The organism is Paracoccus sp. T5 (assembly GCF_048538155.2).
In the GTDB taxonomy this organism is placed as follows: domain Bacteria; phylum Pseudomonadota; class Alphaproteobacteria; order Rhodobacterales; family Rhodobacteraceae; genus Paracoccus.
This window is the reverse complement of sequence record NZ_CM135809.1, coordinates 1,084,909-1,111,237: the sequence shown is the minus strand read 5'-3', so window position 1 is coordinate 1,111,237 and position 26,329 is coordinate 1,084,909. Positions and strand designations below refer to the sequence as shown.

Sequence of the window (26,329 nt, the reverse complement as noted above, 5' to 3'; positions counted from 1 at the left end):
GCAGATTTAATGGGCAGGACGATGGGAATCCCTCAGGTCAGAGTTGGACGGCCCGTGGCCTCCGAAATCGGCAACCGACACCCTGCTTCAGGATGTAGGCCTGTGCTACGTCTCCGCACAATTTGATGCCTTCGTCAGGGTGGGCTCTTTTCCCAGAAAGGAAAGGAATTAAGCCCCCAGCTTTGAACAGACCAACTCTAAAGATGCCACAGCATCATCACCGGGCGGCGCACAACGAGGTCAGACAGTCCAAGCAATGCGCAACAAGGGCGGATAGCGAGTTTACCGGGAGGCTGTCACCTGGCGCGCGATCTTGAACAGGATCCCCTCAGATTATCCTGCCTCCGCCGCTACCGCTGTCGCGAAGATCTTTTCCCCTGTTTGCTTTTCAAGTTGGGCCACGCGGGCCACCAGCCTTTCGCGCACGACACAGGCCACCTCCCACGAGGTGTTCGGGTCGGTGCAGGGAATGCTGAACCAGACCTCGATCCCGAAGATGTCCTGATCGGCAACATTGACGCTCGAACCGTCAAGATCGCTCATGTTATTGCCGATGTCCAATGATGCCACCTGCTCCAGGACGTCGTTGAAGGCGTCGCGAAGCCTCTTGATGTCGGCATGCGGGTCCAACTTGAACTTGAGAACGCGCAGCATTTCCGGATCCTGCAGCGTCCAGTTGGAAAACGTCTCGGACGCAAACTCCTCGACCGGCACGATCAGGCGGGTGCTGTCCCAGTTGCGCAACTGCACGAAGGTCATGTTGATGCGTTCGACATGGCACAGCTCGCCCTTGTAGACGACACGATCCCCCATGCGGGCGGACTGGTTCAGCGCGATCTGCAGCGATGCCATGATGTTGCTGAGCACGTTGCGCGCGGCATAGCCCAGGATGATCGTCAAGGCGCCCGCCGATGTCAGAAGCGATAGTCCCAAGCTCCCCGCAAGGTCTGCCGAGGACAAGACCACGCCCGCCCCGATCAGGAAGACCGCCACCACCAGCACCCGTCGCGCTGCATTCAGCCGTGTCGCCAAGGCCCGGGCCTCGGCCTGATCCGCAAGGGTCAGGTCAACATCTTCACCAGGGGCGACCAAGCCGTTCAGCAAGGCCTCGACGCCGCTGACAATGAAAAGCAGCAAGGCGGTGATAAAGCCGGTCGCAATGGCGGGCGCCAGAAAGATGTCGATGCGGCCGGAAAAGACAAAGACGTTGCCTGTGACCCACCAGACCAGCGCCGTCACGCTGGCGATGATCAGCGGCCACAGGGAGGCCTTGATGACGCCTGATGTTATCTCTCTCTTAGCGTGGCGCTCTGCAATCCTGAGAATGCCGTGAACGATCCAGCCCAGCAAGGCAGCCGCCAAGAGCAGCACAGGCAGGCCGATCCACTCCCATCGCATCAACCCGCCAACGGTTTTCTTGCGCATCTCGTCGGGCAAGGCCGCCTCGAAACGCGACGGGCCGTAAATGCGGTGCAATGCCGGCACGTCCCGGACCGTTTCGGCAGGAAAGACCCAGAGGGGCTGATCTGCACCTTCGGGGCGGACGCGGTTCAGACGGATTTCCGCAGGGACGGGATCCAGCGACAGATCACGCAGCAACAGCGAACGGCGCGCTTCACCCGCCTTTGCCTCGGTATCGCCACCTTGCGTCTGCAAGGCGTCGGGGCGGTCCAGCAACAGCGACCAATCCAGCACGACCTTGCGGTCGATGATGTCGTAAAGGTCATGCGCCAGCTGTGGTCCCTGGGCTGCCTGCTGCGCCGGGGGCAGCTCGCTCAGGTCCAGAACATGCGCGGCGGCCTCCCAGTCCTCATCATTGGCAGCCCGCAGAAAGCTGGCCATCGCGGCGCGTGGAGTTTCTCGGTCGATGCGGTCGGGAACAGCACCCAGACCGGGATTGAGGACTGGGGATTCGAACACCTCGTCCTGTGCCAGGGCTGGCCGGGGGGCGAAGCCCACGGCAAGAAGTGGCAATAGAAACAGGAAGGTCTTCAAAAATCTGATCATCTGCAGGCTGTCCGTACGAGGGCTTGATGCTGGGGCCAAACCCGCGCAGCCGGATATCGTTTCCTGAAATGAGGTTCCCGGATGCCGGTCCGGGAGCCTGACGATTACGACGGTTGCGGATGTCTTAGGGGACTTATCATCTTCGGCCAGACCACAAGGCTTGGAGGGTGGCACGCGGACTACAGGAGATAGGTGAGCATCCCGGGGATGCCGGACAGATTCAGGTATGGCGCAACCGACCGCCCTGCGCGGGAAATCGAAGGATGTGACCAGTACCCGGGGTGCAGTTAAGCTGAACACCCGAGGCTGCACCGCACCCCCAGCAAATGGCACCTGCAACCGAGAACTGGGGCTTGATCAGCCCGCCGGCGGAACCGGATTTGCAGAAGCCTTCTTGTTAGACGGAGGTTCCGTCCATGCGCATCCAAGGCCTCGGCCCGAAACAGTTCTTTCGTGAACTCATTGACGCCATCAGCGACGACAATGTCTTCAATGGCGCCGCTGCCCTCGGCTTCTTTCTGACCCTGGCGATCTTTCCGGGCCTCATCGTCTTGATGAGCGTCATTCCCTATCTTCCTGTCGATGATGTCGACAAGGCGGTCATGGATCTGCTGGGGCGGGCGCTGCCGAAAGAGTCCGCCGTTCTGGTCGAGGGCGTCGTCGAGGAGGTGACGCAGGAACAGCGGGGCGGTCTCCTGTCATTCGGCTTGCTGGCAACCCTCTGGGTGGCGTCATCGGGGATGTACGCGATCATGCAGCAGCTCAACATCACATACGGCGTCAAGGAAGCCCGCAGTATCGTGCGTGGTCGCGTGACGGCCATCATTCTCAGTCTGCTTTTCGGCATCCTGGTGCTTGGCGCCTTCTCGCTGGTGGTGCTGGGGGGCACTCTGGAGCAGTGGGTGATCGACCGCCTCGGATCGCCGGAGACCCTGGCCAAGGTCTTTGCCGCGCTTCGCTGGATCATCATCTGCCTGGCGCTGCTGCTGGGCCATGCCCTTTTCTACAAGTTCGGCCCGAATGTAGAGCAACGCTTCCGGTTCATCACGCCGGGCAGCGTGCTTGGCAGCGTGCTACTGATCCTGGCCTCGCTGGCATTTTCGATCTACGTCAAAAATTTTGGCAACTACGGCGCGACCTACGGCAGCATCGGCGCGGTGATCATCTTGATGCTCTGGCTTTACATCGCGGGCTTCGTGATCCTTGTGGGATCAGAGATCAACGCCTTGCTCGAACATCACAGCGTGGACGGAAAGCGGAAGGGAGAGAAGAAGCAACCTGACCACTCGCGCAGCGGGAGGCGCGATCATGAGGCCTGATCGCAAGGAATCGGAGCGACCCTTGCTACCCCCCGGCCCTTCCATCTTGCTGCAGACAGTTCTGCGCCAGGCCTTTCCTCATTCAGGCGCCTTGCCTTGGCGCCTGTCCGGATCATAGTAGATGCTATGGCTGCCAAGGAACAACTTGCCGAAGATCGCACGGACTTGGCCGAAGATCGGACGATCTTGGCGGTGGAGCGAACATTCTCGGGCTGGATCCGCACGGGCTTGGCGACCACAGGGGTGGCCATTGGCCTCCACGCGGTCTTTGGCCTTTTTCAGCCTGCCTGGGTGCCGAAGGCCGCTGCGACGCTGTTTCTGCTCGCAGCCGAGCTGATCCTCTGGGGAGCATGGCTGGAAAATCGAAAGTCGCGGCACCGGCTGTCGAGCCACACGGCGCGACTGCAGCCCGGCGGCCGGATCACGCTTCTGGTGACGGTTCTTTCTCTGGGCATCCTCGCGATCTGCGGGGTGCTTTGGCTGCTGTAAAGACCCCTGCGGCCAGACACCTTGCGTTCACGGTTGCTGCTTGATCTTTTTGGGAAGCGACCCTGCGGCTCTATTGCCAAAAGCCCTGAATTAAACTGCGCGTTGACGTCTGACGGCGCACCAGGCCTGTGCTCCGTCCGGAGTGTCAGCGTCAGGAATTGCCGGCACGGCTTTTCGCAGAGTCACGATCCAGCACCCGCCAGAGCATCCGTCGGAAAGATTGCCCAGCCATGCCACGCGCAGATAGCCAAGGGGTGGCGAGGCTTGCCAACCGTGTTTACAGGTTATCACATGCACATTAGAGGCGCTTTAGCAAAGGAAGAGCTGATCATGAATGACGAACGCACGCAGAAGATCCGGGATCGGGCCCACGCCCTGTGGGAAGAGGCCGGTCGTCCGGAGGGACGAGACGCGGAACACTGGTCGCAGGCCGAGCGGGAGGTAGCCGCGGAGGATGAGGCGCCTGCATCCGAAAAGACCGCCACAGGCCGTACGCGCAAGTCCAAGGCCAGCGCAGACGAGACATCGGATGCACCGAAGGCGAAGCGCGGGCGCAGCGCCAAGGCTCCGGCTGATCCCTCGGCCGATCCTTCCGAGAAGGCAGCCGAAAAAGCCGCTGGCCGCAAGTCGAAACCTGCGCCGGAAGAAGGTGCGGACGCCCCGAAAGCCGCACGTGGCCGAAAGGCCAAGGCCGCTCCGGCGGCAGAGGGTGAGGCACCCAAGGCCAAGTCAGGTCGCAAGCCCAAAGTGGTTGCCGAAGGTTCTGACGCGGCCGAGTAGTCATCCGCAAGAGATGCAAGACCCCGCAGGCTGACAGCGGCACCGAGGTGCTGGCGGGCCTGACCGAGGAGACAGCTTGCAGGACAAGAAGCCGAGTCCGGTGGCATGACGAGTCCCGCGACCTGACAGCTGAAGGCACCCGGAGGGGCGGAGCTTGCTCTGCCAGCTGAAAACCGGCGCCACAGCAGAGTTCGCCCTGTTCAGCACCAGGAAAGATATACGCCGCCCGTTCCCGAGCGGCGTATCATTCATGCGTCAGTGCCGCGCCTCGCCGAACTGGAGAGGCTCTGGCGTCTGGCCGCGGGTCTTGGCCAGCGACACCACCACGCCGATGGTCAGGATCGTGAAGGTGATCCCCAGGGACCAGGCCGGCGGGAACTTCTCCCACCCCATCAGGTCGGCGATGAAGATCTTGGACCCGATGAAGACCAGCAGGATCGACAGCGCGTATTTCAGGTAGGCGAAGCGGTGCAGGATCGCCGCCAGGGCGAAGTACAGCGCCCTGAGGCCCAGGATCGCGAAGATGTTCGAGGTATAGACGATGTAGGGGTCGGTGGTGATGGTGAAGACAGCCGGGACGGAGTCGACCGCAAAGACCAGATCCGCCACCTCGATCACGATCAGCGCCAGCAGCAGGGGTGTGGCAAAGCGGACCACCTTGCCGGTCCTGGGGTCGGGCTGCCTGACGATGAAGTCATGCCCGTGCAGCTGGTCGGTGACGCGCATCCGGCGGCGCAGGAAAGCCAGAAGCCGGTTGTCCGCCATGTCATGGGGCTGATCGCCCGCGAACAGCATCTTGATGCCCGTGAAGATCAGGAACGCCGCGAAGATATACAGCACCCAGTGGTAGTGCTCGACAATGGTCGCGCCCAGGCCGATCATGATGCCGCGCAGCAGGATCACGCCCAGGATACCCCAGAACAGTACGCGGTGCTGGTACTGCCGCGGAATGGCAAAGAAGCTGAAGATCAGCGCGATGACGAAGATGTTGTCCATCGCCAGCGTCTTTTCGACGATGAAGGCGGTCAGGTACTGCGCCGTCGCCTCGCCGCCCATCTGCCAGTAGATGAAGCCCGAGAAAGCCAGGCCCAGGGTGATGTACATCGCCGAGAGCTTGAGGCTTTCGGCGATGCCGATCTCGTGGTCGTCCTTGTTCAGCACGCCAAGGTCGAAGACCAGAAGCGCGACCACCAGGCCCATGAACAAAAGCCACATCCATAGCGGCTTGCCCAGAAATGCGATAAGAAGAAATTCCACGATGCCCTCGCGAATGTTGCCATCGTGCAAGGCGCAAGGAGGAACAGGCCGCCGTCGCACCGAGCACGCTCGATGCGGTCCGACATCGCGCCAGATCAAGGTGATCATGCCGCCAGAGGGGCCCGGTCCCGCAGGGGTTGAAGTAGAGGGAGGCGTGGCGGAAAGCAAGGGCCCTGGTTGCCGAGGCGCTTCCTGGTGCAAAAGGAAATGGCCGCGCTGTCGCACCCGGCGTGCAACCTGCAGCCATGCACGCAACCTGTGCGAAAAGTCAGGTTCCCATACGCGCAGGCCTGAGCTTAGATAAGGTTGTACATTTTTAGTAAGTTGGATATTTCCCGTGAGCCAGAACCAGCAGGAATTCAGCCTTCGCCCCTGTGTCTCGGAAAAAGACCTGAAAATGATCCTTTCCGCCGTGGGCGCCTATTCTCACAATACCGAATACCGCGATCTGCGAGATCGGCTGCAACACCAGGCAGCCGCCTGGGGGGTCATCAGGGCTTCCTGAGCCTGCCTTTGGCACGCACTCGCAGATCATTGCGGATCGCATTATGGCGCAAGATGAACCGTTAACAGCGGTTTGTCCGGTGCTGCGCAACACCCTGCCTCTCGGCGGCGGCTTTCCCGGTTCCTGCCGGGAACGCCCTAACTGTCTGCCACTCCGACTGAACTGACCCCCGTTCTACGGCGGGCACGAGAGCCTGTGTAACGTCATGTAGAAGGTTTGCCATGTTCGTAAAAAGGTCTTCAGGTCCACGTATCGTGACACTTGATGGGGGACGCATCCTGAGCGCGGGCGATCTTCCGGATGCAGACACCCGCTGGGTGGCCAGCCGAAAGGAGACGGTCGTTCTGGCTGTAACTCATGGGCTGATCAGCCGAGACGAGGCGCTGAGGCGCTATGAACTTTCCGCGGAGGAGTTTGATGCCTGGTGCCGCGCCAGCAGGGCGTTCGGGAAGGACGCCCTCAAGAGCACCGCGCTGAAACGGTATCGGCAGGCAAATTGATCCCCGCCTGACGCTGTGGGCATCCGTCGTTCAGGATAAGATAGTCATGAAAAGCGCGTATTTGGTCGCAGTGGCTGTAGCATAAGATCTTGGGCCAAAATTGGAGAAGCGATGCAGGCCAGGAGGCTGCTGATCAGTTCATCCTAACTAAAGGAGACCTGAATTGATGGATCCAGTTGCCTCTCCGGTCGATGGCAAAGATCACGGACCTTCAACATATATTGTGCGCTCGTTGGATACTTTTTGGGGTAATGTGCGGGCAGGCTGCCGAAGACGCTGGAAGAGATCCGGTCGAACGACCTGATGTGCCACGGAGCGGAGCCTTGAGCGGCGGCAGCCGGGCTAGGATTGCCTTCTCTTTCTGACGACCGAGGACTCGGAGCAGACCTTTCCCGCTGACTTCGCCCGTCGCAATGCAGAGAAGATCGATAAAACGCCCCTTGAGGTATCGGGGTCGGCGGGCTGATCGTCCCGGGGGCCGACACCTCCAGTGCCATCGTCAGGGAGCCTGCGCCGCGAGGGCTGGATTATGAGGGTGATGTTTGTGCCGGCGTACCAACTCTGCGGGCAAGGCTCGATAAGAGCGACCTGCCCCCGGTCATGAAGGGAGGCCAATGGACCCGATGCACTTCTTCCAAAGCGCAGCGGCAATGTTGCACGTTCGGTGATCCCGCAGCACGCCTGCAATGCGCCTGGAGGGACGCTGAGCCGATCGAACCGAGAAGTCGCTGCCGCGCCGAGCGGTTTGGCTGATGGCTGAACGACATGTTCGCGCCTTCCAAATACGAAGGCTCCAAATAAGATCGCTCAGAGGCTTTGGATTGCTGTGGACACCAAGGGCCAAGTTACCGTTCCGTCAGGTTCCGCTTGCCGTTCTACCTCTCGGTTCGTGCGGCACAGCTAGGTGTGCGGCATTCCCCCGCGCATATCTGCCTACAGGCGCGATATTGGAAAGCGGGCTCGGGCTTGCGTCCGAAAAAGCGGCTGCAGCGGGTAACGCGGCCCTACGGCTTGGTGCCAGCACTGCCGCTCGCCGCAGCGCTCGGTCGCCACCCAAGCCCTCCGCTATCACAGACAAGGGCAGTGATAGCGCGGTACTTGAGACCATCTGTTTGTCTATACAGCAGGAACCCCGGTGACGGTTGTTCAAGCTCTCTTTTGCGCCCCAAGCCTCACAACATAAGCTACGATTAAAGCAAGGTTACCGCCGCTGTCAGATCCCAACCGTACTGGTCACGGGGTCAGTCCCGACCACCTTTGCCATTGCCGCCGCCGTTCCCGTTGCCATTGCCACCGCCGTTCCCATTGCCACCTCCGTTGCCGTTCCCGCCGCCGTTGCCATTCCCGCCGCCGTTGCCCTTCCCGCCGCCGTTGCCGTTCCCGCCGCCGTTGCCATTCCCGCCGCCGCCGCTTCCGCCAGCCGTGCCGCCACCGCTCGTGCCACCGCCTCCGCTGCCCGCACTACCGCCACCCGTACTACCGCTTCCGCCGCCCGCACTACCGCTACCCGTGCTACCGCCTCCGCTGCCCGTGCCGCCGCCACCTGTGCTACCGCCTGCGCCACCCGTGCCACCACCGCTCGTGTCACCACTTCCGCCGCCTGTGCCGCCACCGCTCGTGCTGCCGCCTCCGCTGCCCGCAGTGCCGCCACCCGTGCTACCGCTTCCGCCGCTCGTACTTCCGCCACCGTTTCCACTGCCACTATTCCCGCCGCTGCCGCCAGCAGATCCAGGGCCCCCGCTGCCCTCACCGGTGCTTCCGCCTCCGGCCTCGCCCGGGCCGTCCAAACTGCTCCTGACGCCGGTCACGGTGCGAGCATCTGAAGATTGCAGCCGTCGGTTGTCTCCTCGGTCAGCAGCAACCGGCCCGCGATCCTCGGCGGTCACTTGAGGAAGGACAAGGCCCCGCGGCGCTGCAGGCACTTGAGGTAGTGCCGGGACGATCCTTTGCGTGAGGACGGGCTTGGGTTCCACAGGCGCTCCTCTGCCGCCCAGCCACAGCTCCAGATAGCCTTCCTCAGGGGAGGGCGTGAAGCTGACAAAGTCCCGCGCCTCGGTGTCCAGCATATTCGCCAGTTCCTCGGCCGCCGCCCGATCCTGAGGGTGAAAATATCGGACATGCGTTTCGCCGATCGTGAAGCGCGTCACTGCTTCCTCGGGCGACCATCCCGCCGAAGAAAGCTGCGTCATGGCTTGGCTCCGCCGTTCCGCGGCAATACGCTCGGGAACATAGACGGCTAGGCGCATCTTTGAGGGCTCCGGATCGTTTGACACCTGCCGAGGGACAGCGTCACCTGCCGGCACCGGGGGCCGGGCAAGCTGCGGCGATGACGGGGAGGAAGCCGGCTCTGCCTTCGGGACGATCGTGTCAGGCGCAGCGGTCTCGATCTCAGCGTTCGCCTCGGATCCGGTCGGTGCGGAAACGGACCTTGGCTGCGGCGCTGCCGGGGCAGAGGGTGTAGGCGCGGAAGAAAGGTCGGGCTTCAGCCCGGGCAGCGGTGGCAGATGCCGCCAGATCTCTTGCGCCGTCGGAAGTCCCTCGCCATTCGCCTGAGAGCCCGCCTGCGTCGCGATGAGACAGGCGATGAGGGACAGCGATCCCAGGCGGACCTTCGCATGGCTGCGGCGTTTCGGCATGGCATAGGCCTCTGCTTTTGGTGCGCGGCACCCGGTGAACGACCGGACGCCAGCATTAACCACAAAGTGTCAGTCCATAGCCTTTCCTGCCCAGGTGTCACGTCAAGTTATGTTTACTCCACCTTAGGATGAAATCGCCACACCTTCACACCTCACCCTTCTCTGCCCCACCTTTGCCATTCTTCGATATGGCCAAGACCGCCCGCCAGCTTTTGCGGCAGGGGGGTTCAGGAAGTGCCCATCACGCAGAACGGATCGCCAGCGGAAATCCCCCGATGGTAAAGGGATTTCGAAGTAGAATTTTCTCGGCAGGATGATTGAAGAAATTCCGATGAAGAAGACATGTTTCACCGAGGCTCAGGTCATCGCCATCCTGCGGCAGATGAGAGACGGATTGCCCGGGTCCGGGTTATGTCGCAAACACGGCTGATCACCCCAGCAGTCTGCAAGTGGTGCCCCAAATATGGTGGTATGGACGCCAGTCTGATGGTCGAAATGAAGGCCATGGCCGACAAGAACCTCCGACTGAAGCGCATGTATGCCAACGTCAGCATGCAGAACGACCTGTTGAAGTAAGCTCTGGGAAAAAATGACCCGGCCAGATCAGCACCGGGCGTTGGCCGTCGAGGCGGTGTCGAGAAGTGGCGTCAGTATCGCCCTGGCCAGGATGCACGTATAGGCTCAGCGAGACATGCTTCCCGTACAGCTTGAAGATAGACGTGGAGAACGAGCAGTACCATGCTGCTCATCGGCTTGACCAATGCAAGGAGGACCTGAGGCTTCAATTGTATTTTCTGTTCTGTGCAACGTCTAAGACCATGTCTGGAACCACAAACGCGTCTATAGGATCTACCGCGAACTGTAATTGAACCTGAGGATCAAGCCCCGCGATCGGCTGAAGCGGCAAACGCGGCCATGTCCATAGGTTTTATGGCAGATCGTTTCGGTGATGGTCGAGCCTTCCATCTACTGAACGTCCCGGACGCTTCCAACCGCGAGGGTATGAGGGGGCAAAAACGGCCTGCGTTACGAAATGGGGATGAGGTCATTTTGTTTTGGCCGTTCAGACAGCCTGATCTCAGGAGCGTTGCGGAAGCCTCCCTGCTGCCAAGTCTGGGGCCTTGCCTCTCGAAGCAGTTAGCCGCATCAGCGCAGCCGCCGGGAACCGCCGCCGCCTTGCTGCCTTGGTATACCATGCCAAGAGCTAGCTCGCTTGGCAGAAAGGTAAATTAATGCTGCTAAGCCTCCGCGATATCACCAAGACCTATTCAGGGAGCGCAACTGCGGTGCTGCGGGGTGTGACCTTCGATCTTGAACGTGGCGAGATGCTGGCCCTTACGGGAGAGTCCGGCTCGGGCAAGAGCACGCTGCTTCATCTGATTGGTGGGCTGGACACGGCCGACGGCGGGGTGGTGGCGGTCGAAGGCGTGGATCTGACGGCCTTGGACGATACAGGGCGCGCAGCCATCCGCCGCGGCAAGGTCGGTGTGATCTTTCAGCAGTTCAACCTGATCCCTTCATTGACGGTGGCCGCCAATATCGCGTTTCAGGCGCGGATTGCGGGGCATCATGACACCAACCGCAACCGTGTTCTGATCGACCGTCTGGGGTTGCGCGACCATCTGCACAAGTATCCCGAGCAGCTGTCGGGCGGGCAGCAGCAGCGGGTGGCGATCGCCCGCACGCTTGCGCCGCAACCGGACCTCGTTCTGGCCGACGAGCCGACCGGCAACCTGGACGAAGCCACGGCGGACAGGGTTCTGACCCTTCTGCAGGATCTGGTTGCGGAAACGGGGGCCGGCCTGATTCTGGTGACGCATTCGGAACGCTTGGCCGCGCGCCTGCCGCGCCGTTTGCACCTGCAGGGAGGACATTTGACGTGAGCCTTGTCATCCTGTCCGCCCTGACGTCGCATTGGCGGCGCAACCCTCTGCAGTTGCTGACGCTTCTGGTCGGGTTGGCCTTGGCAACAGCGCTCTGGTCGGGCGTGCAGGCGATCAACGCCGAGGCGCGGGCAAGCTATGGCGCCGCAGCCGAGACGCTGGGCGAGGGTCAGTTCGCGCAGATCACCGCGATGGACCGCGGCACGATCTCCCAGCAGACCTATATCGAACTGCGCAGAGCCGGCTGGATGGTTTCCCCGGTGATCGAAGGGCGCTTGGGCCCCGTGCGGCTCATCGGGCTGGAGCCTTTGACAGCGCCCGGGGGCCTCGGGCCCGTCAGCGCCGACGGCGGCGGGGATCTTGCGGCCTTCCTGTCAGGGCCGGGCCAGATATTTGCCCAGGCGGACACGCTTTCGCGGCTGCCTGACACTGGCGTGCAGGGCATCCTTGTTCCGGATGTGCCACCCGATACGGCGATCACCGACATCGGGCTGGCGCAGAGCCTGCTGGACCGCCCGGGCCAGATCGACCGCCTGGTCGTGGCGTCCGACCAGCCGTTGACCCGCCGCCCCCTGGCCGAGGTGGCCCCTGATCTGATCCTGGTCGCACCACAGGACGGCAGCGATGTCGCACAGCTGACGGACAGCTTTCACCTGAACCTGACGGCTTTCGGCCTGCTGTCCTTTGCGGTGGGGCTGTTCATCGTGTATGGCGCGATCGGCCTGGCGTTCGAGCAGCGCCGCGCCATGGTGCGGACGCTGCGGGCGTTGGGCGCGCCTTTGGGGCGGCTGATCGTGCTGATGGCGGTGGAGCTTGCGGTGCTGGCCCTGTTGGCGGGCGCCATCGGTGTCGCGCTGGGCTATGTCATCGCGGCCGCACTTCTTCCCGATGTCGCGGCCACCCTGCGCGGGCTCTACGGCGCCGACGTGTCTGGGCAGATGACGCTGCGCCCGTCCTGGTGGTTGTCGGGGCTTGCCATCGCAGTGGTGGGAACCGCCGTTGCCGCCAGCGGGGCGCTGTGGTCGCTGGCACGGATGCCGCTGCTGAGCGGCGCACATCCGCGGGCACTCAGCATGTCCCACCGCCACTGGGGGAAGTCGCTGCTGGCGCTGGTCCTGCTCCTGATCTCCGCAGCCCTTGCGGTCTGGGGGAAAGGGCTGTTGGCGGGCTTTGCCATGCTGGGAACACTGCTGATCGGCGGGGCACTGGCCCTGCCGCCGCTGCTGACGCTGCTGCTGGGCTGGGCCGAAAGGCGCGCCAAGGCGCCGGTGGCCCATTGGTTCTGGGCCGATACACGTCAGCAGGTGCCCGGCTTGTCCTTGGCGCTGATGGCGCTGATGCTGGCCATGGCCGCGAATGTCGGGGTTTCGACGATGGTGTCGTCGTTCCGGCTGACGTTCATAGGATTTCTGGATCAGCGGCTCGCGTCAGAGCTTTATGTCAGGGTCGAGGATTCCGCGCAGGCCGCCGCCATCACCGCGGCCGCAGTCGGTCATGCCGACGCCATCCTGCCACTGCTGAGCGTGGATCATCAGATCGCCGGCAGACCGGCCGAGATCCTCGGCCTGCGCGACCATGCCACCTATCGCGACAATTGGCAGTTCCTCCGTGCGGTACCGGGCGTGTGGGACCGTCTGGTCCAAGGCGACGGGGTCCTGGTCAACGAGCAGATGTACCGGCGGGCAGGTCTGGATCTGGGGGACGAAGTCGCGGTCGATCATGATGTCAGCCTTCCCGTGCTGGGCATCTATGGCGACTACGGCAACCCTGCCGGACAGGTGATCGTGAGCGAGAACCTGTTTCGCAGCCTGTTCCCCCAGATCACCGCCCGGCAGTTCGGGCTTCGGGTCGATCCCGGTCGTGTTGCAGCCCTGCAGGACCGCCTGCGCGATGAGGCTGGCATTGCGGAGGGCGCGATGATCGACCAGGCCGCAGTCAAGGCCGCCTCGCTTGCCATCTTCGAGCGCACCTTCACCGTGACCACCGCGCTGAATGTGCTGACACTCGCCGTTGCAGGCTTTGCCATCCTGATGAGCCTGCTGACACTGGCCGGGATGCGCCTGCCGCAACTGGCGCCGGTCTGGGCCCTGGGGCTGACGCGGCGCAGGCTGGCATGGCTGGACCTGCTGCGCACCTTGCTGCTCGCAGTGCTGACGGGCGCGCTGGCACTGCCGCTGGGTCTGGCGCTGGCTTGGGCGCTGCTGGCGGTCGTGAACGTCGAGGCTTTTGGCTGGCGGCTTCCGATGTATCTGTTCCCGTTCGACTACCTGAGGCTGGGGATGCTGGCGCTGCTGGCGGCGGCACTTGCGGCGCTGTGGCCGGCGTGGCGGCTGTCGCGCACGCCGCCAGCGCAACTTCTGGGGGTGTTTCGCCATGAACGCTAAGGTACTGGCCTTTGTTTTGCTTCTTCCGCAGGCGGCATCGGCCCAGGGCTTTGCCGGTTTGGGCACAGACGCCGAGGGCTTTGCACAGCCGGCCCCCGAACGGGCGCTGGACTTTCCCGCCGATCACGGTTCCCACCCGGAATACCGGATCGAATGGTGGTACCTGACCGCAAACATGACCGGCCCGGACGGCACGCCCTTCGGCCTGCAATGGACGCTGTTTCGCTCGGCGCTGGCGCCACGCGACGGTGAGGGATGGGAGACGCCGCAGCTGTGGATGGGGCATGCGGCAGTCACCACGCCCGATGCGCATCATGTGGCCGAGCGCCTGGCGCGGGGCGGCATCGGACAGGCGGGGGTGCAGGCGGACCCGTTCATGGCCTGGATCGATGACTGGGCCATGCAAGGTCCGGATCTGGACAGCCTTCACCTGACCGCCTCCGGAAGCGATTTTGCCTATGATATCCAGCTTCGTGCATCGGGCCCATTGGTCCGTCATGGTCAGGACGGCTATTCGGTGAAATCCGCCGCCGGGCAGGCAAGCTACTACTACTCGCAGCCGTTCTTCGATCTGACCGGCACGCTGTCCCTGCCCGAAGGCGATGTTGCCGTTACAGGAACGGCATGGCTCGACCGGGAATGGTCATCGCAACCGCTGGCCGAGGATCAGCAGGGATGGGACTGGTTCTCCCTGTCCTTCGACAGCGGCGACAAGCTGATGGGCTTTGTCCTGCGTGGAAGCGGCGACTACACTTCTGCCACCTGGATCACTGCCGATGGGCAGGCCACTGCCTTTGCTGACGGAGCCTTCGCCGCCACGCCGCTGGAGTGGCATGATGTGGCGGGGCGGCAGGTGCCGACGACATGGCAGGTCAGACTGCCCGCAGAGGGTGTCGACGTGACGGTGGCGGCCCTGAACCCCGACGCCTGGATGCAGACCTCCGTGCCCTATTGGGAGGGACCCGTCATGGTGGAAGGCAGCCATGACGGAGTAGGCTACCTGGAGATGACCGGCTACGAGTGATCTCAAGGGGTGTTCCTGCTCTGCCTGCGTTCCCTACACCTCCGGACAGCAGAGTTTTCGGTTTTTCTGCTATTCTTATATTTCTGGACCACCGGACGCTGGAACTTCCGGGGTTTGTAACGTCATCGGGCTGGTTGCACCGTTGGGAAAGCACAGTGCGCTCGGGACGTGGTCTCCTATAGCGCCATGAGACAGCCATTGTTGTAGTGTCTGCGCAGTTCCTCCAACTTTTCGGCCGCAGCCGCATGGCTCATGCACAAGTACGCATTCGGGCATGTGGCAGCAATTTGCTGTTGAACGCTTAGATGAAGTCCTTGTCGGCCGGTTTGCCGGGCCGCGAGAGGTCCAGGATGACGTGCTCAACCGGGGCAACACAATTGCACCGCCCCGGCCGGTCATCTCAGACTTTCACGTAGTTCCGCCACGGATGGGCTTCTTGGAACCCCAGCACCTCGCGGATCTTGCGATTGGAAAGCGGCGCTTCATCCTTGCCCATCGGCCGCGTGATCGGCGTATCTGGCGCATGTTTCGCCAGAAATTCGGCCGTCGGCATGTTGGCGGTGATGGTGTCATTCACCGCGTTGAACACCTGATAGCCAAGCCCATCCTTTTGCAGGCAAAGATGCACGATCTCCCCCAGATCGCGGGCGTCGATATAGCTCCAGGCGTTGCGCTTGCGGCTCAGGGGATGGGCCAGGTAGCCGGGGAAGTTGGCATATTCATGCGGCTCGACGACGTTGCCGATCCGCAGGGCGTAGACATCGGCACCATAGCGCATCGCAAAGGCACGGCCGGTCTGTTCGTTGACCACTTTCGACAGGCCGTAGCTGTCCATCGGATCGGTGTCGTAATCTTCCTCCAGCGGGAACGAATGATAATTCCTGTCACCCTCGGCAAAGCAGACGCCATAGGTGGTTTCCGAACTGGCAAGGATCACCTTGCGCACGCCCAGCTTCATCGCCGCTTCCAGCACATTGTAAGTGCCCACGGTGTTCTGTGCGAACGTGATGTTGTCGGGGTTGATCATCACCCGCGGCACAGCGGCGAAATGCACGATCGCGTCAGGGGCTTTCGGCGGTGCCCCTTTCTCATAACCCTCAAAGCCGAAGTGGGTGGTGAAGGCGTTGAAGACCTGGCCGCTGTCGGTGATGTCGGTGATCAGCGTGTTCACCCCCGGAAGGTCGAGCGGCTTGAGATCGACGTTGAGGACCTCGTAGCCCTTCGCCAGCAAATGGGACACGGCATGGCGACCGGCCTTGCCGGTGCCGCCGGTAAAGATGATGCGTTTTGTCATGATGCTCTCCGTTTCGTTCCTGCTGCGCCCTTCGCGACAGGCATCACCGGTTCATGGGCGAAGCCGCGCGATAAGGTACCCCGGTGATGTGGCTCTCCTTCAACACCACCACCCGATCGCCAATGGCAAGCCCTTCCGGCAGATCCGACTACACCGCGAAGATCGACACGCTGTTTCTGATGCTGCAGCGTGAGGCGCTGCGTTTGCCCACAACCGAACAGATCCGGATTTGCGCTGCCGTTTTGGTCATTCCTGACTGACCCGAAGAATGACCATGACGCAAGAGACGGGGGCGTGATCTGAGGGAATGGCTGGCCATTAGGGAGAATGGCAGCAGGCCAAAGCGGCCAGGGAGCGGCCTTGGCCCCGCAACCGCCAAGGAACTTCCTGGCAAAACCTCGCGTTCCCGGCGGCAGGTTAGGAGCGAGGAGTAACCCCGTGCATGCAAACCTCAAGCCTCTGGATCAGCAGACCCTGGTCATTACTGGCGCAACGAGCGGCATCGGCTTGGAGACGGCCCAAGAGGCGGTAAGGCGGCGCGCTGCGGTTGTGCTTGCGGCCCGCAATGAGGAGGCCTTGCGTCATGTTGCCGACGCGTTGCAGGCGCAGGGGGGGCGCGTGGCGATATGCCCAGCCGACGTGGCCGAGGAGGCGGACGTCGAGCGAATAGCCGAGACGGCCTTTCGCGAATTCGGCGGTTTCGACACCTGGATCAACAACGCTGGGGCAGCCACCTTCGGCACCCTGGAAGAGACGCCCCTGGACGACCATCGCCGCGCCTTTGAGGTCAACTACTTTGGCCTTGTACAAGGCTCGCTCGTCGCGGCACGCCATCTGCGCCAGCGCGGAGGCGGCGCCATCATCAACCTGGGATCTGTGCTGTCGGACCGTGCGATCATCGACCAAGGCCCCTACTGCGCCACCAAGCACGCCGTCCGGGCCTTCACGGATGTGCTGCGCATGGAACTCGAGCGCGATGGCGCACCCATTGCGGTGACCCTGATCAAGCCCGCGAGCATGCACACCCCCTACCCCGAGCACGCCCGCAGCTATGTCGATCAGCCGATGCGCGTCCCGCCTGTGGTCTATGACGCCCGGCTTGTCGCAGACGCGATCCTGTTTGCGGCCGAGCATCCCCGGCGCACGCTGATGGTGGGCGGGAATGGCCTCATGATCTCTGTCATGGGGCAGGTGGCGCCTCGCCTCACCGACCTGGTCATGGAAGCAATCGGCCGGCCCGCCCAGGTGAAGGCGAAGGATCCAGGCGATCCGGCCAAGCGCGACAATCTCTACACGCCTCGCCGGGATGGCGGGGTCGAAGGGGCGCAGAACGTCTACGTCCGCCGGCAGAGCCTTTTCCTGGAAGCGCAGAAGCGGCCCGTCGTCGCGGCTGCCCTTCTGGGCGCAGTCGGCTGGCTGGCCTGGACCGCCGCATCGAACAAAAAGCGGCAGGCGTCCCCGCACAAGCAGAAAGACTTGGAACGGCACTAAACTTCCGCAGACTGCGCGCCGAGACGCCATTGATGCCTGGCGCCTTGCGCCTCCCCAAAAGGCAGCTTTGGTTCACCTGTTTCTCTTGCTGGCTTGATCTGCAAACCTCTCGCAGAGTTGGTGCTGTTCTCCTGCCGTAGTAGGCACTGCAGTTGCCAACTTGATGAATTCGCTGGGAAGTACATTGCCACGGAGCGCATGCGATGGGGTCGATTGGTGCGCTTTCGTGGTGGCACAATGGCTGTTTCCCCATTCCACAGATCAGGCGTTAGCGTCACCTGAAAAGCAATCGCTCCATGAAGCTCGACATCGAACCTGATGTCTCGCCATCGGCACTCCAGAGCCCCCCTCGCGAAGGACATGTCTTTTCAGGATGACCCCTGCTCTTGAGACCGCCTGACCCGAAAGCCCCGGATCATTTCATGCCCTTCCCGCATTAGGCCTTATGCAACCGCAGGTCCCCTTTTTCACGCCGTCTCTCAACTTCACCCGCCAAGGCGCGGGTAAACCGCTGCTCATGCTGCACGGCCTTGGTGGCAACATCGCCTCGTAGGATAATCTCGCTGCCGATCTGACGAAAACAAACGAAGTCCTCATGCTGGATCTGCCAGGTCACGGCGCATCACGCGTGACACCCGGCTCAAGCACCTTCGCTGGGATCGCCGATGAGGTGGCCGACATCCTCAAGGCAGAAGGTCTTGAAGGCATTGCTGCCGTTGGCATGTCGCTGGGCGGACGGTTGGTGCTGGAAATGGCGCGCCGCGGCCTCGTCGGCGCCACGGTCGCGCTTGCCCCAGGCGGCTTCTGGAATGACAGGGAGCGGACGTATTTGAAGGCTTCGCTCATCGCCAGTGGCAGTCTTGTGAAAACTGCCCGCCCGGCGCTGCCTTTTCTGACGAGCTACAAGGCCGGTCGCGCGGCCCTTCTCGCGCAGATCTCGGCCAAGCCGGGGCAGGTCTCGCAAGAGGCCGCGTTGCGGGAGCTCCGGTCCTTTGCGGACACCCCTGTGTTCAAGGATCTGGTGCGAGATTTGGCCGCAGGGTCCATACAGGAAGGTACCGCGAGCACAGCCGGCCCCGTGACGATCGTCTGGGGGCGAAAGGACCGGTTGCTTCTGCCACGGCAGGCGGAACAAGCGCTACAGGCATTCCCGGAGGCGCAGCTCCACTGGGTGGATCACGCTGGGCACTATATCTCCTGGGACGCACCGGATGAGGTATTGCGTCTGATCCGGCAGGGGATCGGGGCGACATCGGCACCACAAGCGCCTGAAGCAGCCGGCTGCTGCAAACAGCTCTGACCTTTCGGGTCCTTTTCGCGCCTGTTCGGATGCGGCGGGCGTTGTCCCAAAGACTTTCCAGTTGAAGGACCGCCACTGGTGTTCGGATCCGGTTTGCAGTTCGCATCTGCCGCTCGGAAATGCTGTCAGCCGTTGGAGGGAGGGAACATGGAGGCGGGCCGGCTGTTGGCTTGTTCCCCTTGTTGAACTGGCGCCGCCGTAATCGGCAGGGCATCTTTCACCTTCAGCAAGCAGTCAGACCGGAGGATGCAACCATGGATCTGGAACGCGCCATTGAGATTGCAGCCGGTGCGCATCGTGGTCAGCGCGACAAGGCGGGCGAGCCCTTCATCCTGCACCCGCTGCGTGTGATGCATGCCTGTTCGAGCGAACCGGAGCGCATCGTGGCCGTGCTCCATGATGTGGTCGAAGACACTCATTGGACGCTCGATGACCTGCGCAGGGAGGGTCTGGCCGAAGAACTGGTGGCCGCGGTTGACGCGATGACCCGGCGCGAAGGCGAGAGCTATGCCGATTTCGTAGACCGTGCGGCGCGCAATCCCATCGCGCGCGCCGTGAAGATCGCGGACCTGCGCGACAACCTCGACATGACCCGCATTGCGGATCCCACCCAGTCCGATGTGCAGCGGTCGCGGAAATACCTGCAGGCGTTGAGGTCGCTGGGCGTGTCGCCCGAGTGACGCAGCAGGGCCTCTCCGGCACGTTTCCGGCGTCCCTACCGCTCGCCCTTCCGCCAGTCCCAAGGCATGACGAACTCGCTGCTCCAGACCCCCCGCTGCGCCACCCGGGCCACGACCTCTTCCGGGTCATAGGTCCTGCCGCCATATTGCCGGTAGGCGACCGCCCAGCCGTTCTCGACCATCCACGCGTTCAGGTTCTCGGCCCCGGCCCAGCAGATCGCGATGCTCCGTTCATAGCGGTCCCTGTCCTGCTCCTCGCATCTGACCTGTCGCCCGGCGATCACGGAAACAAGGGCCTCTTCGGCCTCCGCCCCGCAGGCCCAGTTGCGACCGCCCCGCCGGCAGCTCTGCGCCGCTTCGGGGGCGTCGATACCAAAGAGCCGCACGCGCGATCCCGCCACGTCCAGCGTGTCGCCATCGATGACCTTGGCGTTCCCTGCCTGTCCTGTGGCCGGGGGCTGGCCGCTGCCAAGCTCCTGCAGCATGTCCTCCAACCCCTGGCGCAGCCGGGGATTGTCGTCGCCGATCACAAACAGCGCCGCCACGAGGGCAATGACGGCAAGCCAGACCCTCGGGCGGCTACGGCGTCTTGTTCTGCGGCGCTTTGTCATGCTGGTGATGTGCAACAGAGCGGAGGCATCGGCAATGCCAAAGCGTCAGAACAATGACCTGCCACCCACCTTGGCAGCGGCGGCATCCGGTAAGCGGACAGACGGCAGTGAATGGTTTGCGGCTGCATCCCGAACTTACTCTTGGACCAAGATATCCCGACGGTGCGGCTGGGCATGCCCGCCCCTAGCTGCCTCAGCCTCTCCGTGCTCGAGGCGCCGCTGCGCCATCTCTGCTCTTCAAGCAGGGTGATCTGCGTGTATGGAGAGGCGGAAGGCGCGGTCGCTCCCCGGCGCGTCACGGAATGAGGACATGATGGCGGGCGCGATGCTCAGGTTTCTGGACCGGTTCGACCGCCGCACGTCGGGCATGGGGCTGGTGATCGGCGCGCTGTTCGTGGCAGGTTCCTTGACGCCTTCGCTGATCCCGCGCAGTCCCCAGATCCAGGGCATTCTTGCCGGCTTTTGCTTCGCCGCCGGCTATGGTGTCGTGGTCCTGGCCGAGGCATTGTGGCGCTACCTGCACCTGCCACGGCTGACCACACGGCAGGCCCGCGTGGTGGTGCCTGCGCTGGGTGCGGTCGCGTTGGGCGTTGTGACCGTGTTTCTGGTCCGGTCGGCCGAATGGCAGAATGACATCCGCGCGGTGATGACCATGCCTCCTGCCGAGGGTGTCGCGCCGCTGGTTGTGGCAGCCTGGGGCACGGGCGTCGCAGCGGTGCTTTTGGTGACCTTCAAGCTGCTGGCCGCGCTGGGGCGATATGCCAGCCGCCGCATTTCTCAGGTATTGCCGCCACGGCAGGCACGCGTGCTGGCCATCGTGCTGACCGCGCTGCTGGCCTATCAGGTTGCCAGCGGCGTACTGGTGCGCGGGGTGGTGCGCAGCATCGACAGGTCCGCACAGGCGCTGGATGACTTGGTCCCTGCCGACCAGGTCCCACCCCGGCAATCCTGGCAGACCGGCAGTTCCGCCTCCTATGTCGCATGGCAGGATCTGGGTCGCGAGGGCCGGATCTTTGTCAGCCAGACGCCCTCGCCTGAGGCGATTGCCGACGTGACCGGCCAGCCGGCACGCCAGCCGCTGCGGGTCTATGTCGGCCTGAACGCCGCCGAGACGCTGGCCGCGCGCGCCGATCTGGCCGTCAGGGAACTGGAGCGGGCGGGCGGCTTTGACCGTGCGACGCTGGTGGTGGCGATGCCCACGGGCACCGGCTGGATGGATCCTGCGGCGATGGAGCCGCTGGAGCATCTTCATCACGGAGACGTGGCGACGGTCGCGCTGCAATATTCCTATCTGCAAAGCTGGATCTCGCTTCTGGTGCAACCCGAACATGCTGCCGAGGCCGGACGGGCGCTGTTCCAGGCCGTTCATCGACGCTGGCAGCAGTTGCCCGAAGCCACGCGGCCGCGGCTTTATCTTTACGGCCTCAGCCTGGGGGCGCACAGCTCGCAGCAATCCTTGCGCCTGCACGAGATGCTGGACCAGCCCATCGACGGGGCGTTGTGGGTCGGATCGCCCTTCGTCAGCCCGCTGTGGCAGACGCTGACGGCCGAACGCGACCCCGGCGCGCCCGCCTGGCTGCCGCGCCTGACGACGGGCGAAGTCGTCCGCTTCACCGACGGACATCAGGGCCTGCAGGAGGGCGCGCCATGGGGAGACGTCCGCATCGTCTTCCTGCAATACGGCAGCGACCCGATCGTCTTCTTCCGACCCGACATCGCGATCCGTCAACCTGACTGGATGACGCCGCCACGTGCGCCCGGGGTGTCGGACGACCTGCGCTGGTATCCGATCATCACCCAACTGCAGCTGGCCTTCGACATGGCAATCGCGCTTGAGGTGCCGATGGGGCATGGCCATCGCTATGCCTATGTCGACCATGTCGGCCCCTGGCTTGCGGTGACGGACCCGCCCGGCTGGAGCCCGCAGCGCCTGGACGCGCTCCGCGCCCATTTCCGCCAAAAACAGGCTGCTTTGGGGGACCGGGAGGACAGGTGATCCAGCAGATCAAGGCGTCCAGCAGAAGTTGACAAGCCCCCCTGCCCCACCTGGTGTCTCAGTACCCTTTCCAAAGGCCGGGGGTGGCAAGCTCCAGAAGATGGCCGTCAGGATCACGGAAATAGACCGACTGGCCGCCGCGGGGCCATTCGGTAATGCTCTCTATCACGACGCCCCGGGCAGAGAGATGGGCGTTCCAGTCTGTCAGCTGTTCACTCTCGATCGCGAAGGCGACATGAAGCGGCCCGGAACCATCATGGGGCGGGATCGTGCCGCCGGGGGTCTGGACAGGTTCAAGCGTCTCGCCGCGCAGAAACAGCAGCAGCACCCCGCGCCCGGCCACGTCATAGGCGCGCATGCGGCTGTCCGCATGGATCACAGGCAGGCACATGACGCTCTCGTAGAACGCAGCCGCACGATCAAGATCGTCGACATAAAGGGCCGTCTCGAGAATGGCGGACAATTCGGGCATGGGGGAATGTTAGGACCGGCAGCCCATCGGGTCAATCGCTGGCCCGGGCAGATGCCACCCACTGATTATCTCCGCACCGACCCCGCACCCATGCGATCTGACATCAGCCTGTCTCTGCGGCTGGCCGCATGACCGTCATGATCTCGGATCGCGGCTTTTTTCGCTTGGCGACGGCAGGCACGGTTGCGTCAGAGGCAGGATACCCCACCGGAAGGATCATCACCGCCTTCTCGTGGTCGGGCCTGCCGCACAGTTCAGGAAGGAACTTCATGGGATTGGGGGTATGTTCCAGGCAGACGAGACCCGCGTGATGCAGCGCCGCGATCAGAAAGCCGGTGGCGATGCCGACGCTCTCCGGGACGTAGTAGTTCTTGTAGCGGGTTCCGTCCTGCGTCACGCCATAGCGCTGCGCGAAAACGACGATCAGCCAGGGTGCGTCCGTCAGATGCGGCTTGCTGGCGCCGGTCCCGATCGGCTCCAGTGCAGCAAGCCATTCGTCACCGCCTCCACCGGCGTAGAAATCCTGTTCCTCCGCCTCGGCGGCCAGCCGGATGCGCGACTTCACCTCCGGATCACCGATCGCCACGAAATGCCAAGGCTGGTGGTTCGCGCCCGAGGGCGCGGTCGCTGCCGCCTCGATGCAGGCAGAGATGATCGCTTCGGGCACGGGGCGCCTATCGTAATGCCGGACCGAATGGCGCTTTCGCATGTAATCCCGGAAAGCAACTGCAGCCGCGACGGCGTCAACTTCAGCCAGTTGAACCCTGTCCGGCAGAGGCAGCGGCTGATAAGTGACCTCGCCCTTGCGATACATGCCCTCGTCCTCTCCGTTGCTTGGTCAACCCCTCATCAAGCGGCAACAGAGCATTTGACCGCCTGCTTCGCAAGGAACACTACACGAGGAGATGCCGGATAGGTGTTTGCAGAGAAGACAGGCTGAGGATTTCGCTGTCCTTGGATGACGGCGCTCCCTCCAGTTGGGCAGATGCATTCACTCGGACACTCTCCTACGCCTCCAGGTTCCGGTCGTGCCAACGCGCTTCTGATGTCAGCCGGCCAGACTCGAAGAGAATTTCTATGATGGCCGTTCGTTCCCGAGGCGTGACTGCATTTCGTCAAGGCTGACACGTTCGAGATGCGCTCGCAGGATGTCGACGTTGCGAAGGTTGGACTTGAACCAGGCATCGAAGACGCTTCCAAGGAGAGGGATACTTCCGACTGTCGTATCCATCGCAACATTGATGCCCTGCCGGGCAAGCTTGTGGGCGGGCAGCCCCATGCGATAGCTTTCAAGGACGATCCACGCCGCGGGCACCATGGCCGCAGCGTCGCCGAGGCCCGGCAACAAGCCGGCAATCGCGTCATAGCCGACACGGAAGCGCGTGCCGGGGATCCGGAATACTGAATCCAGGCGCCCGGAGAGACGTTCGAGGCGTTCGAAGCGAGCCTTGTGCAGATGATCTCCCATCGTCCTGAAAGCCCCATGATGCAGTCCTGGTTCCCTGACAGCAGGCCGGTTACCCGATTTGGTCCTGTTCATCCAATCCACTGCGGGACAGCCTCCGCCACAACGCATGGCCTGCGCCCTGAAAATTGGTCCTCCCTGAAGTATGGCTTTTGAGCCATTTGGAGGATGCAGGAATGCCTCAGAAGAGACACAAGCCGGAAGAGATCGTTGCGAAGCTTCGGCAGGTCGACGTGTCGGTGTCGCAAGGTCAGTCTGTGGCCGAGGCGGTGCGGTTGGTCGGTGGTGAGGCATGAGCACGCCACCGGTTCAAGTGTCATGCCGAACCAATTCACCTGCTACCGATGGCGCAAGAAGTATGGCGGGCTGAAGTCCGGCCAGGTGAAGCGGCTGAAGGAACTGGAGAAAGAGAACGAGCGGCTCAGGAAGGCCGTCTCGGGAAACTGTCAAGCCCCGCCCGCCGCCGTGCCTGCGTCGATCATGTGCGGGTGAAGCTCTCTGTGTCAGAGCGCTTCGCCTGCCGCGTGAACGCCCCTAGAACAACAGGAAAATCCGTTCGGCGCCGGATGTAGAGACGGGTTTGTCTAAGGCAAGTGGCGGAGGAGGTGCGCTTACAACTGGACCGTCTCCCGTGACCCCTGAGGGGGCTCCGGCAATCTGCAGGGCTTAACGGAGTTCTAGGGAACATTTCGCAATTCGACGCCGGTTCACTGGGCAATTCCATGCTGCGCCCACTGTCCGAAGGGCGCCGCCGGCAACGCGCAGCGTCCCCAACACACTGACTTTAATAGGTTTTCTTTCTACGCATTCGTTGTCGTGCGACCATGGTGGTCGTTCGAAAGGAAGCGGAAATGCGAGAAATGTGCCTCAGTCAAATCGAGCTGGCTGCCCGATGGAGAATTAGCCCAAGGACACTTGAGCGGTGGCGGTGGATCGGCGATGGGCCGCGCTTCATGAAGCTAGGCGGGCGGGTGATCTATCGTGTCGAAGATGTGCTGGCGTTCGAACAGCAAGAGCTGCGTGATTTGGAGGAGATCAAGGCTGGGCGCTGAAACCGGCGCGGGCATCGTCAGAAAAATCCTGCGCGGCAACTAGTTCTGACCTGCGCAGGGAAGTTGCGTGTGCTGAATAGCCTGCAGTTCGCCACCACGCACCCATTCCGCCCCTCCGGCCCAAGCCATAACCTCCATCCACATCTGCAGATAGAACCGCGTTCGAAAACAATCACTTTACGCGCAATTTCGATTGCCCGCTTTCCTCCCGTCAGTTAGCGTCATCGAGAGCACAGAAAATGGGCCCGCATAGTTTGCGGGTCCACCAATCTGGCCCGGAGGTGATTTTGGAAAGCGACCGGTCGGAACTTCGCTGGGGTGTCGAGCAGCGCCTCGAGTTCATAGAGTTCCGCCTGTTCTGGGAGGGGCATGTGAACCGCAGCGATCTTATGGATCAGTTCGGGGTATCGGTGAACCAGGCGTCCACCGACCTGAATCGGTACATCGGCTTCGCCCCCGACAACATGCTCTACGACAAGAGTGCGCGAACCTATGTTCGAGGGTCCGAGTTCAAGCCGCAGTTCCTCGAGCCTGACGCGAGCCGCTACCTTGCACAGCTGCGATCAGTAGCTGACGGGCTCCTAGACCGCGAGGACGCCTGGATCGCCAACCTCCCGCCCTACGCGGCCGCCCCTACGCCGGTTCGTGGGGTCAATCCGGCGACGCTTCGTTCGGTCGTTGGCGCCATCCGCCGGTCCGAGGCGATCGAGGTAAAGTACCAGTCCCTGTCCAGCCCCGAGCCGCGCTGGCGCTGGATCGCCCCCCATGCCATCGCGTTTGACGGTTTCCGGTGGCACACTCGGGCGTTCTGCCAAACCGACGATTGCTTCAAGGACTTCCTGTTGTCTCGGATGCATGAGGTCCGAGGCTCGGGCGAAAGCGACAAATCGGCCGGCGACGATCAAGACTGGCTTGCCGAGGTTACGCTGGAAGTCGGCCCCCACCCCGACCTCTCGGAAACACAAGCGAAGGTTATTGCGCTCGATTATGGCATGCGCGGCGGCAAGGCGAAGATCAAGGTGAGACGTGCGCTCCTCTACTATGCGCTTAAACGCCTCGGTCTAGATACCGCCCCCGAAGCGCGTGCGCCCCAAGACCAACAGATCGTGCTGATCAATCGCGACGAGATTTTCAGCGGCATTCGAGGAGCTGGCGCTCCGGAGGGTTCGAAATGAAGCCTTCTT

The 26,329-nt window shown here is 62.8% G+C and carries 22 protein-coding genes and 1 pseudogene; 16 read left to right on the top strand and 7 right to left on the bottom strand.

Annotated elements, in window-relative coordinates; translation table 11 throughout:
* Nucleotides 1–333 precede the first annotated feature (333 nt).
* Entirely contained in the window at nt 334–2,340 is a 2,007-nt protein-coding gene (locus ACNR9W_RS05530) for a mechanosensitive ion channel family protein (protein ID WP_419268338.1), read from the bottom strand.
* Between the two features lie 83 nt (nt 2,341–2,423).
* Between ACNR9W_RS05530 and ACNR9W_RS05525 the strand changes: the two genes are divergently transcribed.
* The 3 genes from ACNR9W_RS05525 (at nt 2,424) to ACNR9W_RS05515 (ending at nt 4,595) form a co-directional block, all read left to right on the top strand.
* Nucleotides 2,424–3,326 carry a YihY/virulence factor BrkB family protein gene (locus tag ACNR9W_RS05525; RefSeq protein ID WP_419267862.1) on the top strand — a complete coding sequence of 301 codons (903 nt, stop codon included), beginning with the start codon at nt 2,424–2,426 and terminating at the stop codon, nt 3,324–3,326.
* Between the two features lie 126 nt (nt 3,327–3,452).
* A complete protein-coding gene (locus ACNR9W_RS05520; protein ID WP_419267861.1) occupies nt 3,453–3,815 on the top strand; it encodes a DUF202 domain-containing protein in 363 nt (120 codons plus the stop codon).
* A 330-nt stretch (nt 3,816–4,145) separates the two neighbouring features.
* The gene (locus ACNR9W_RS05515; protein ID WP_419267860.1) at nt 4,146–4,595 is read left to right on the top strand and encodes a DUF2934 domain-containing protein; all 450 of its coding nucleotides are present in this window, start codon (nt 4,146–4,148) and stop codon (nt 4,593–4,595) included.
* 255 nt (nt 4,596–4,850) lie between these two features.
* Here the strand turns inward: ACNR9W_RS05515 and ACNR9W_RS05510 are convergent, their stop codons facing one another.
* Nucleotides 4,851–5,810 carry a TerC family protein gene (locus tag ACNR9W_RS05510; RefSeq protein WP_419267859.1) on the bottom strand — a complete coding sequence of 320 codons (960 nt, stop codon included), beginning with the start codon at nt 5,808–5,810 and terminating at the stop codon, nt 4,851–4,853.
* Between the two features lie 379 nt (nt 5,811–6,189).
* On the opposite strand from ACNR9W_RS05510, the gene ACNR9W_RS05505 reads away from it, so the two are divergent.
* The 5 genes from ACNR9W_RS05505 to ACNR9W_RS05485 all read left to right on the top strand — a co-directional run bounded on the left by ACNR9W_RS05505 (nt 6,190) and on the right by ACNR9W_RS05485 (nt 14,784).
* Nucleotides 6,190–6,357: a hypothetical protein gene (locus tag ACNR9W_RS05505; RefSeq protein WP_419267858.1), complete on the top strand. Its 168-nt coding sequence runs from the start codon at nt 6,190–6,192 to the stop codon at nt 6,355–6,357.
* A gap of 254 nt (nt 6,358–6,611) precedes the next feature.
* Nucleotides 6,612–6,857 (top strand): CtrA inhibitor SciP, encoded by a 246-nt coding sequence (sciP, locus tag ACNR9W_RS05500; protein WP_458478661.1) that lies wholly within the window; start codon nt 6,612–6,614, stop codon nt 6,855–6,857.
* 3,868 nt (nt 6,858–10,725) lie between these two features.
* Nucleotides 10,726–11,376 carry an ABC transporter ATP-binding protein gene (locus tag ACNR9W_RS05495; RefSeq protein WP_419267856.1) on the top strand — a complete coding sequence of 217 codons (651 nt, stop codon included), beginning with the start codon at nt 10,726–10,728 and terminating at the stop codon, nt 11,374–11,376.
* A complete protein-coding gene (locus tag ACNR9W_RS05490; protein WP_419267855.1) occupies nt 11,373–13,760 on the top strand; it encodes an FtsX-like permease family protein in 2,388 nt (795 codons plus the stop codon). The genes ACNR9W_RS05495 and ACNR9W_RS05490 overlap by 4 nt, the downstream gene beginning before the upstream one ends.
* Nucleotides 13,750–14,784: a lipocalin-like domain-containing protein gene (locus ACNR9W_RS05485; protein ID WP_419267854.1), complete on the top strand. Its 1,035-nt coding sequence runs from the start codon at nt 13,750–13,752 to the stop codon at nt 14,782–14,784. Before ACNR9W_RS05490 ends, ACNR9W_RS05485 begins: the two co-directional genes overlap by 11 nt.
* A 400-nt stretch (nt 14,785–15,184) precedes the next feature.
* Here ACNR9W_RS05485 and ACNR9W_RS05480 read toward each other — a convergent pair whose 3' ends face one another.
* A complete protein-coding gene (locus tag ACNR9W_RS05480; RefSeq protein WP_419267853.1) occupies nt 15,185–16,078 on the bottom strand; it encodes an NAD-dependent epimerase/dehydratase family protein in 894 nt (297 codons plus the stop codon).
* A gap of 86 nt (nt 16,079–16,164) precedes the next feature.
* On the opposite strand from ACNR9W_RS05480, the gene ACNR9W_RS05475 reads away from it, so the two are divergent.
* The 4 genes from ACNR9W_RS05475 (at nt 16,165) to ACNR9W_RS05460 (ending at nt 19,549) form a co-directional block, all read left to right on the top strand.
* Nucleotides 16,165–16,338 carry a hypothetical protein gene (locus ACNR9W_RS05475; protein WP_419267852.1) on the top strand — a complete coding sequence of 58 codons (174 nt, stop codon included), beginning with the start codon at nt 16,165–16,167 and terminating at the stop codon, nt 16,336–16,338.
* A gap of 178 nt (nt 16,339–16,516) precedes the next feature.
* Nucleotides 16,517–17,569: an SDR family oxidoreductase gene (locus ACNR9W_RS05470; RefSeq protein WP_419267851.1), complete on the top strand. Its 1,053-nt coding sequence runs from the start codon at nt 16,517–16,519 to the stop codon at nt 17,567–17,569.
* A gap of 595 nt (nt 17,570–18,164) precedes the next feature.
* Nucleotides 18,165–18,869: an alpha/beta fold hydrolase gene (locus ACNR9W_RS05465; protein ID WP_458478658.1), complete on the top strand. Its 705-nt coding sequence runs from the start codon at nt 18,165–18,167 to the stop codon at nt 18,867–18,869.
* 254 nt (nt 18,870–19,123) lie between these two features.
* Complete coding sequence (locus ACNR9W_RS05460) at nt 19,124–19,549, top strand: HD domain-containing protein (protein ID WP_458478475.1); 426 nt, start codon at nt 19,124–19,126, stop codon at nt 19,547–19,549.
* A gap of 35 nt (nt 19,550–19,584) precedes the next feature.
* Here the strand turns inward: ACNR9W_RS05460 and ACNR9W_RS05455 are convergent, their stop codons facing one another.
* Entirely contained in the window at nt 19,585–20,094 is a 510-nt protein-coding gene (locus ACNR9W_RS05455; protein WP_458478657.1) for a thermonuclease family protein, read from the bottom strand.
* 376 nt (nt 20,095–20,470) lie between these two features.
* On the opposite strand from ACNR9W_RS05455, the gene ACNR9W_RS05450 reads away from it, so the two are divergent.
* On the top strand, nt 20,471–22,156 hold the full coding sequence (locus ACNR9W_RS05450) for an alpha/beta hydrolase (RefSeq protein WP_458478656.1): 1,686 nt from the start codon (nt 20,471–20,473) through the stop codon (nt 22,154–22,156).
* A 58-nt stretch (nt 22,157–22,214) separates the two neighbouring features.
* Here the strand turns inward: ACNR9W_RS05450 and ACNR9W_RS05445 are convergent, their stop codons facing one another.
* The 3 genes from ACNR9W_RS05445 to ACNR9W_RS05435 form a co-directional block, all read right to left on the bottom strand.
* Nucleotides 22,215–22,628 carry a VOC family protein gene (locus tag ACNR9W_RS05445; protein WP_419271352.1) on the bottom strand — a complete coding sequence of 138 codons (414 nt, stop codon included), beginning with the start codon at nt 22,626–22,628 and terminating at the stop codon, nt 22,215–22,217.
* 103 nt (nt 22,629–22,731) lie between these two features.
* Nucleotides 22,732–23,442, bottom strand: a complete 711-nt coding sequence (locus ACNR9W_RS05440; RefSeq protein WP_419271353.1) for a nitroreductase family protein — start codon at nt 23,440–23,442, stop codon at nt 22,732–22,734.
* A 261-nt stretch (nt 23,443–23,703) separates the two neighbouring features.
* Entirely contained in the window at nt 23,704–24,096 is a 393-nt protein-coding gene (locus ACNR9W_RS05435) for a DUF4112 domain-containing protein (RefSeq protein WP_419271354.1), read from the bottom strand.
* 173 nt (nt 24,097–24,269) lie between these two features.
* Here ACNR9W_RS05435 and ACNR9W_RS05430 point away from each other — a divergent pair.
* The 3 genes and pseudogenes from ACNR9W_RS05430 to ACNR9W_RS05420 all read left to right on the top strand — a co-directional run.
* Nucleotides 24,270–24,620: pseudogene (locus ACNR9W_RS05430) on the top strand (transposase); the annotation flags it as partial.
* A 297-nt stretch (nt 24,621–24,917) separates the two neighbouring features.
* On the top strand, nt 24,918–25,145 hold the full coding sequence (locus tag ACNR9W_RS05425) for a helix-turn-helix transcriptional regulator (RefSeq protein ID WP_336385786.1): 228 nt from the start codon (nt 24,918–24,920) through the stop codon (nt 25,143–25,145).
* 287 nt (nt 25,146–25,432) lie between these two features.
* A complete protein-coding gene (locus tag ACNR9W_RS05420; protein ID WP_419271355.1) occupies nt 25,433–26,320 on the top strand; it encodes a WYL domain-containing protein in 888 nt (295 codons plus the stop codon).
* Nucleotides 26,321–26,329: the final 9 nt, after the last annotated feature.

Excerpts from the sequence above, each read along its gene's own strand:
- ACNR9W_RS05520 (WP_419267861.1), top strand. The coding sequence starts at position 3,453 with ATGGCTGCCAAGGAACAACTTGCCGAAGATCGCACGGACTTGGCCGAA.
- ACNR9W_RS05525 (WP_419267862.1), top strand. The coding sequence starts at position 2,424 with ATGCGCATCCAAGGCCTCGGCCCGAAACAGTTCTTTCGTGAACTCATT.
- ACNR9W_RS05450 (WP_458478656.1), top strand. The coding sequence starts at position 20,471 with ATGATGGCGGGCGCGATGCTCAGGTTTCTGGACCGGTTCGACCGCCGC.
- ACNR9W_RS05425 (WP_336385786.1), top strand. The coding sequence starts at position 24,918 with ATGGTGGTCGTTCGAAAGGAAGCGGAAATGCGAGAAATGTGCCTCAGT.
- ACNR9W_RS05465 (WP_458478658.1), top strand. The coding sequence starts at position 18,165 with ATGCTGGATCTGCCAGGTCACGGCGCATCACGCGTGACACCCGGCTCA.
- ACNR9W_RS05475 (WP_419267852.1), top strand. The coding sequence starts at position 16,165 with ATGTGGCTCTCCTTCAACACCACCACCCGATCGCCAATGGCAAGCCCT.
- ACNR9W_RS05485 (WP_419267854.1), top strand. The coding sequence starts at position 13,750 with ATGAACGCTAAGGTACTGGCCTTTGTTTTGCTTCTTCCGCAGGCGGCA.
- ACNR9W_RS05480 (WP_419267853.1), bottom strand. The coding sequence starts at position 16,078 with ATGACAAAACGCATCATCTTTACCGGCGGCACCGGCAAGGCCGGTCGC.
- ACNR9W_RS05445 (WP_419271352.1), bottom strand. The coding sequence starts at position 22,628 with ATGCCCGAATTGTCCGCCATTCTCGAGACGGCCCTTTATGTCGACGAT.
- ACNR9W_RS05510 (WP_419267859.1), bottom strand. The coding sequence starts at position 5,810 with ATGTGGCTTTTGTTCATGGGCCTGGTGGTCGCGCTTCTGGTCTTCGAC.
- ACNR9W_RS05440 (WP_419271353.1), bottom strand. The coding sequence starts at position 23,442 with ATGTATCGCAAGGGCGAGGTCACTTATCAGCCGCTGCCTCTGCCGGAC.
- ACNR9W_RS05435 (WP_419271354.1), bottom strand. The coding sequence starts at position 24,096 with ATGGGAGATCATCTGCACAAGGCTCGCTTCGAACGCCTCGAACGTCTC.
- ACNR9W_RS05460 (WP_458478475.1), top strand. The coding sequence starts at position 19,124 with ATGGATCTGGAACGCGCCATTGAGATTGCAGCCGGTGCGCATCGTGGT.
- ACNR9W_RS05495 (WP_419267856.1), top strand. The coding sequence starts at position 10,726 with ATGCTGCTAAGCCTCCGCGATATCACCAAGACCTATTCAGGGAGCGCA.
- ACNR9W_RS05515 (WP_419267860.1), top strand. The coding sequence starts at position 4,146 with ATGAATGACGAACGCACGCAGAAGATCCGGGATCGGGCCCACGCCCTG.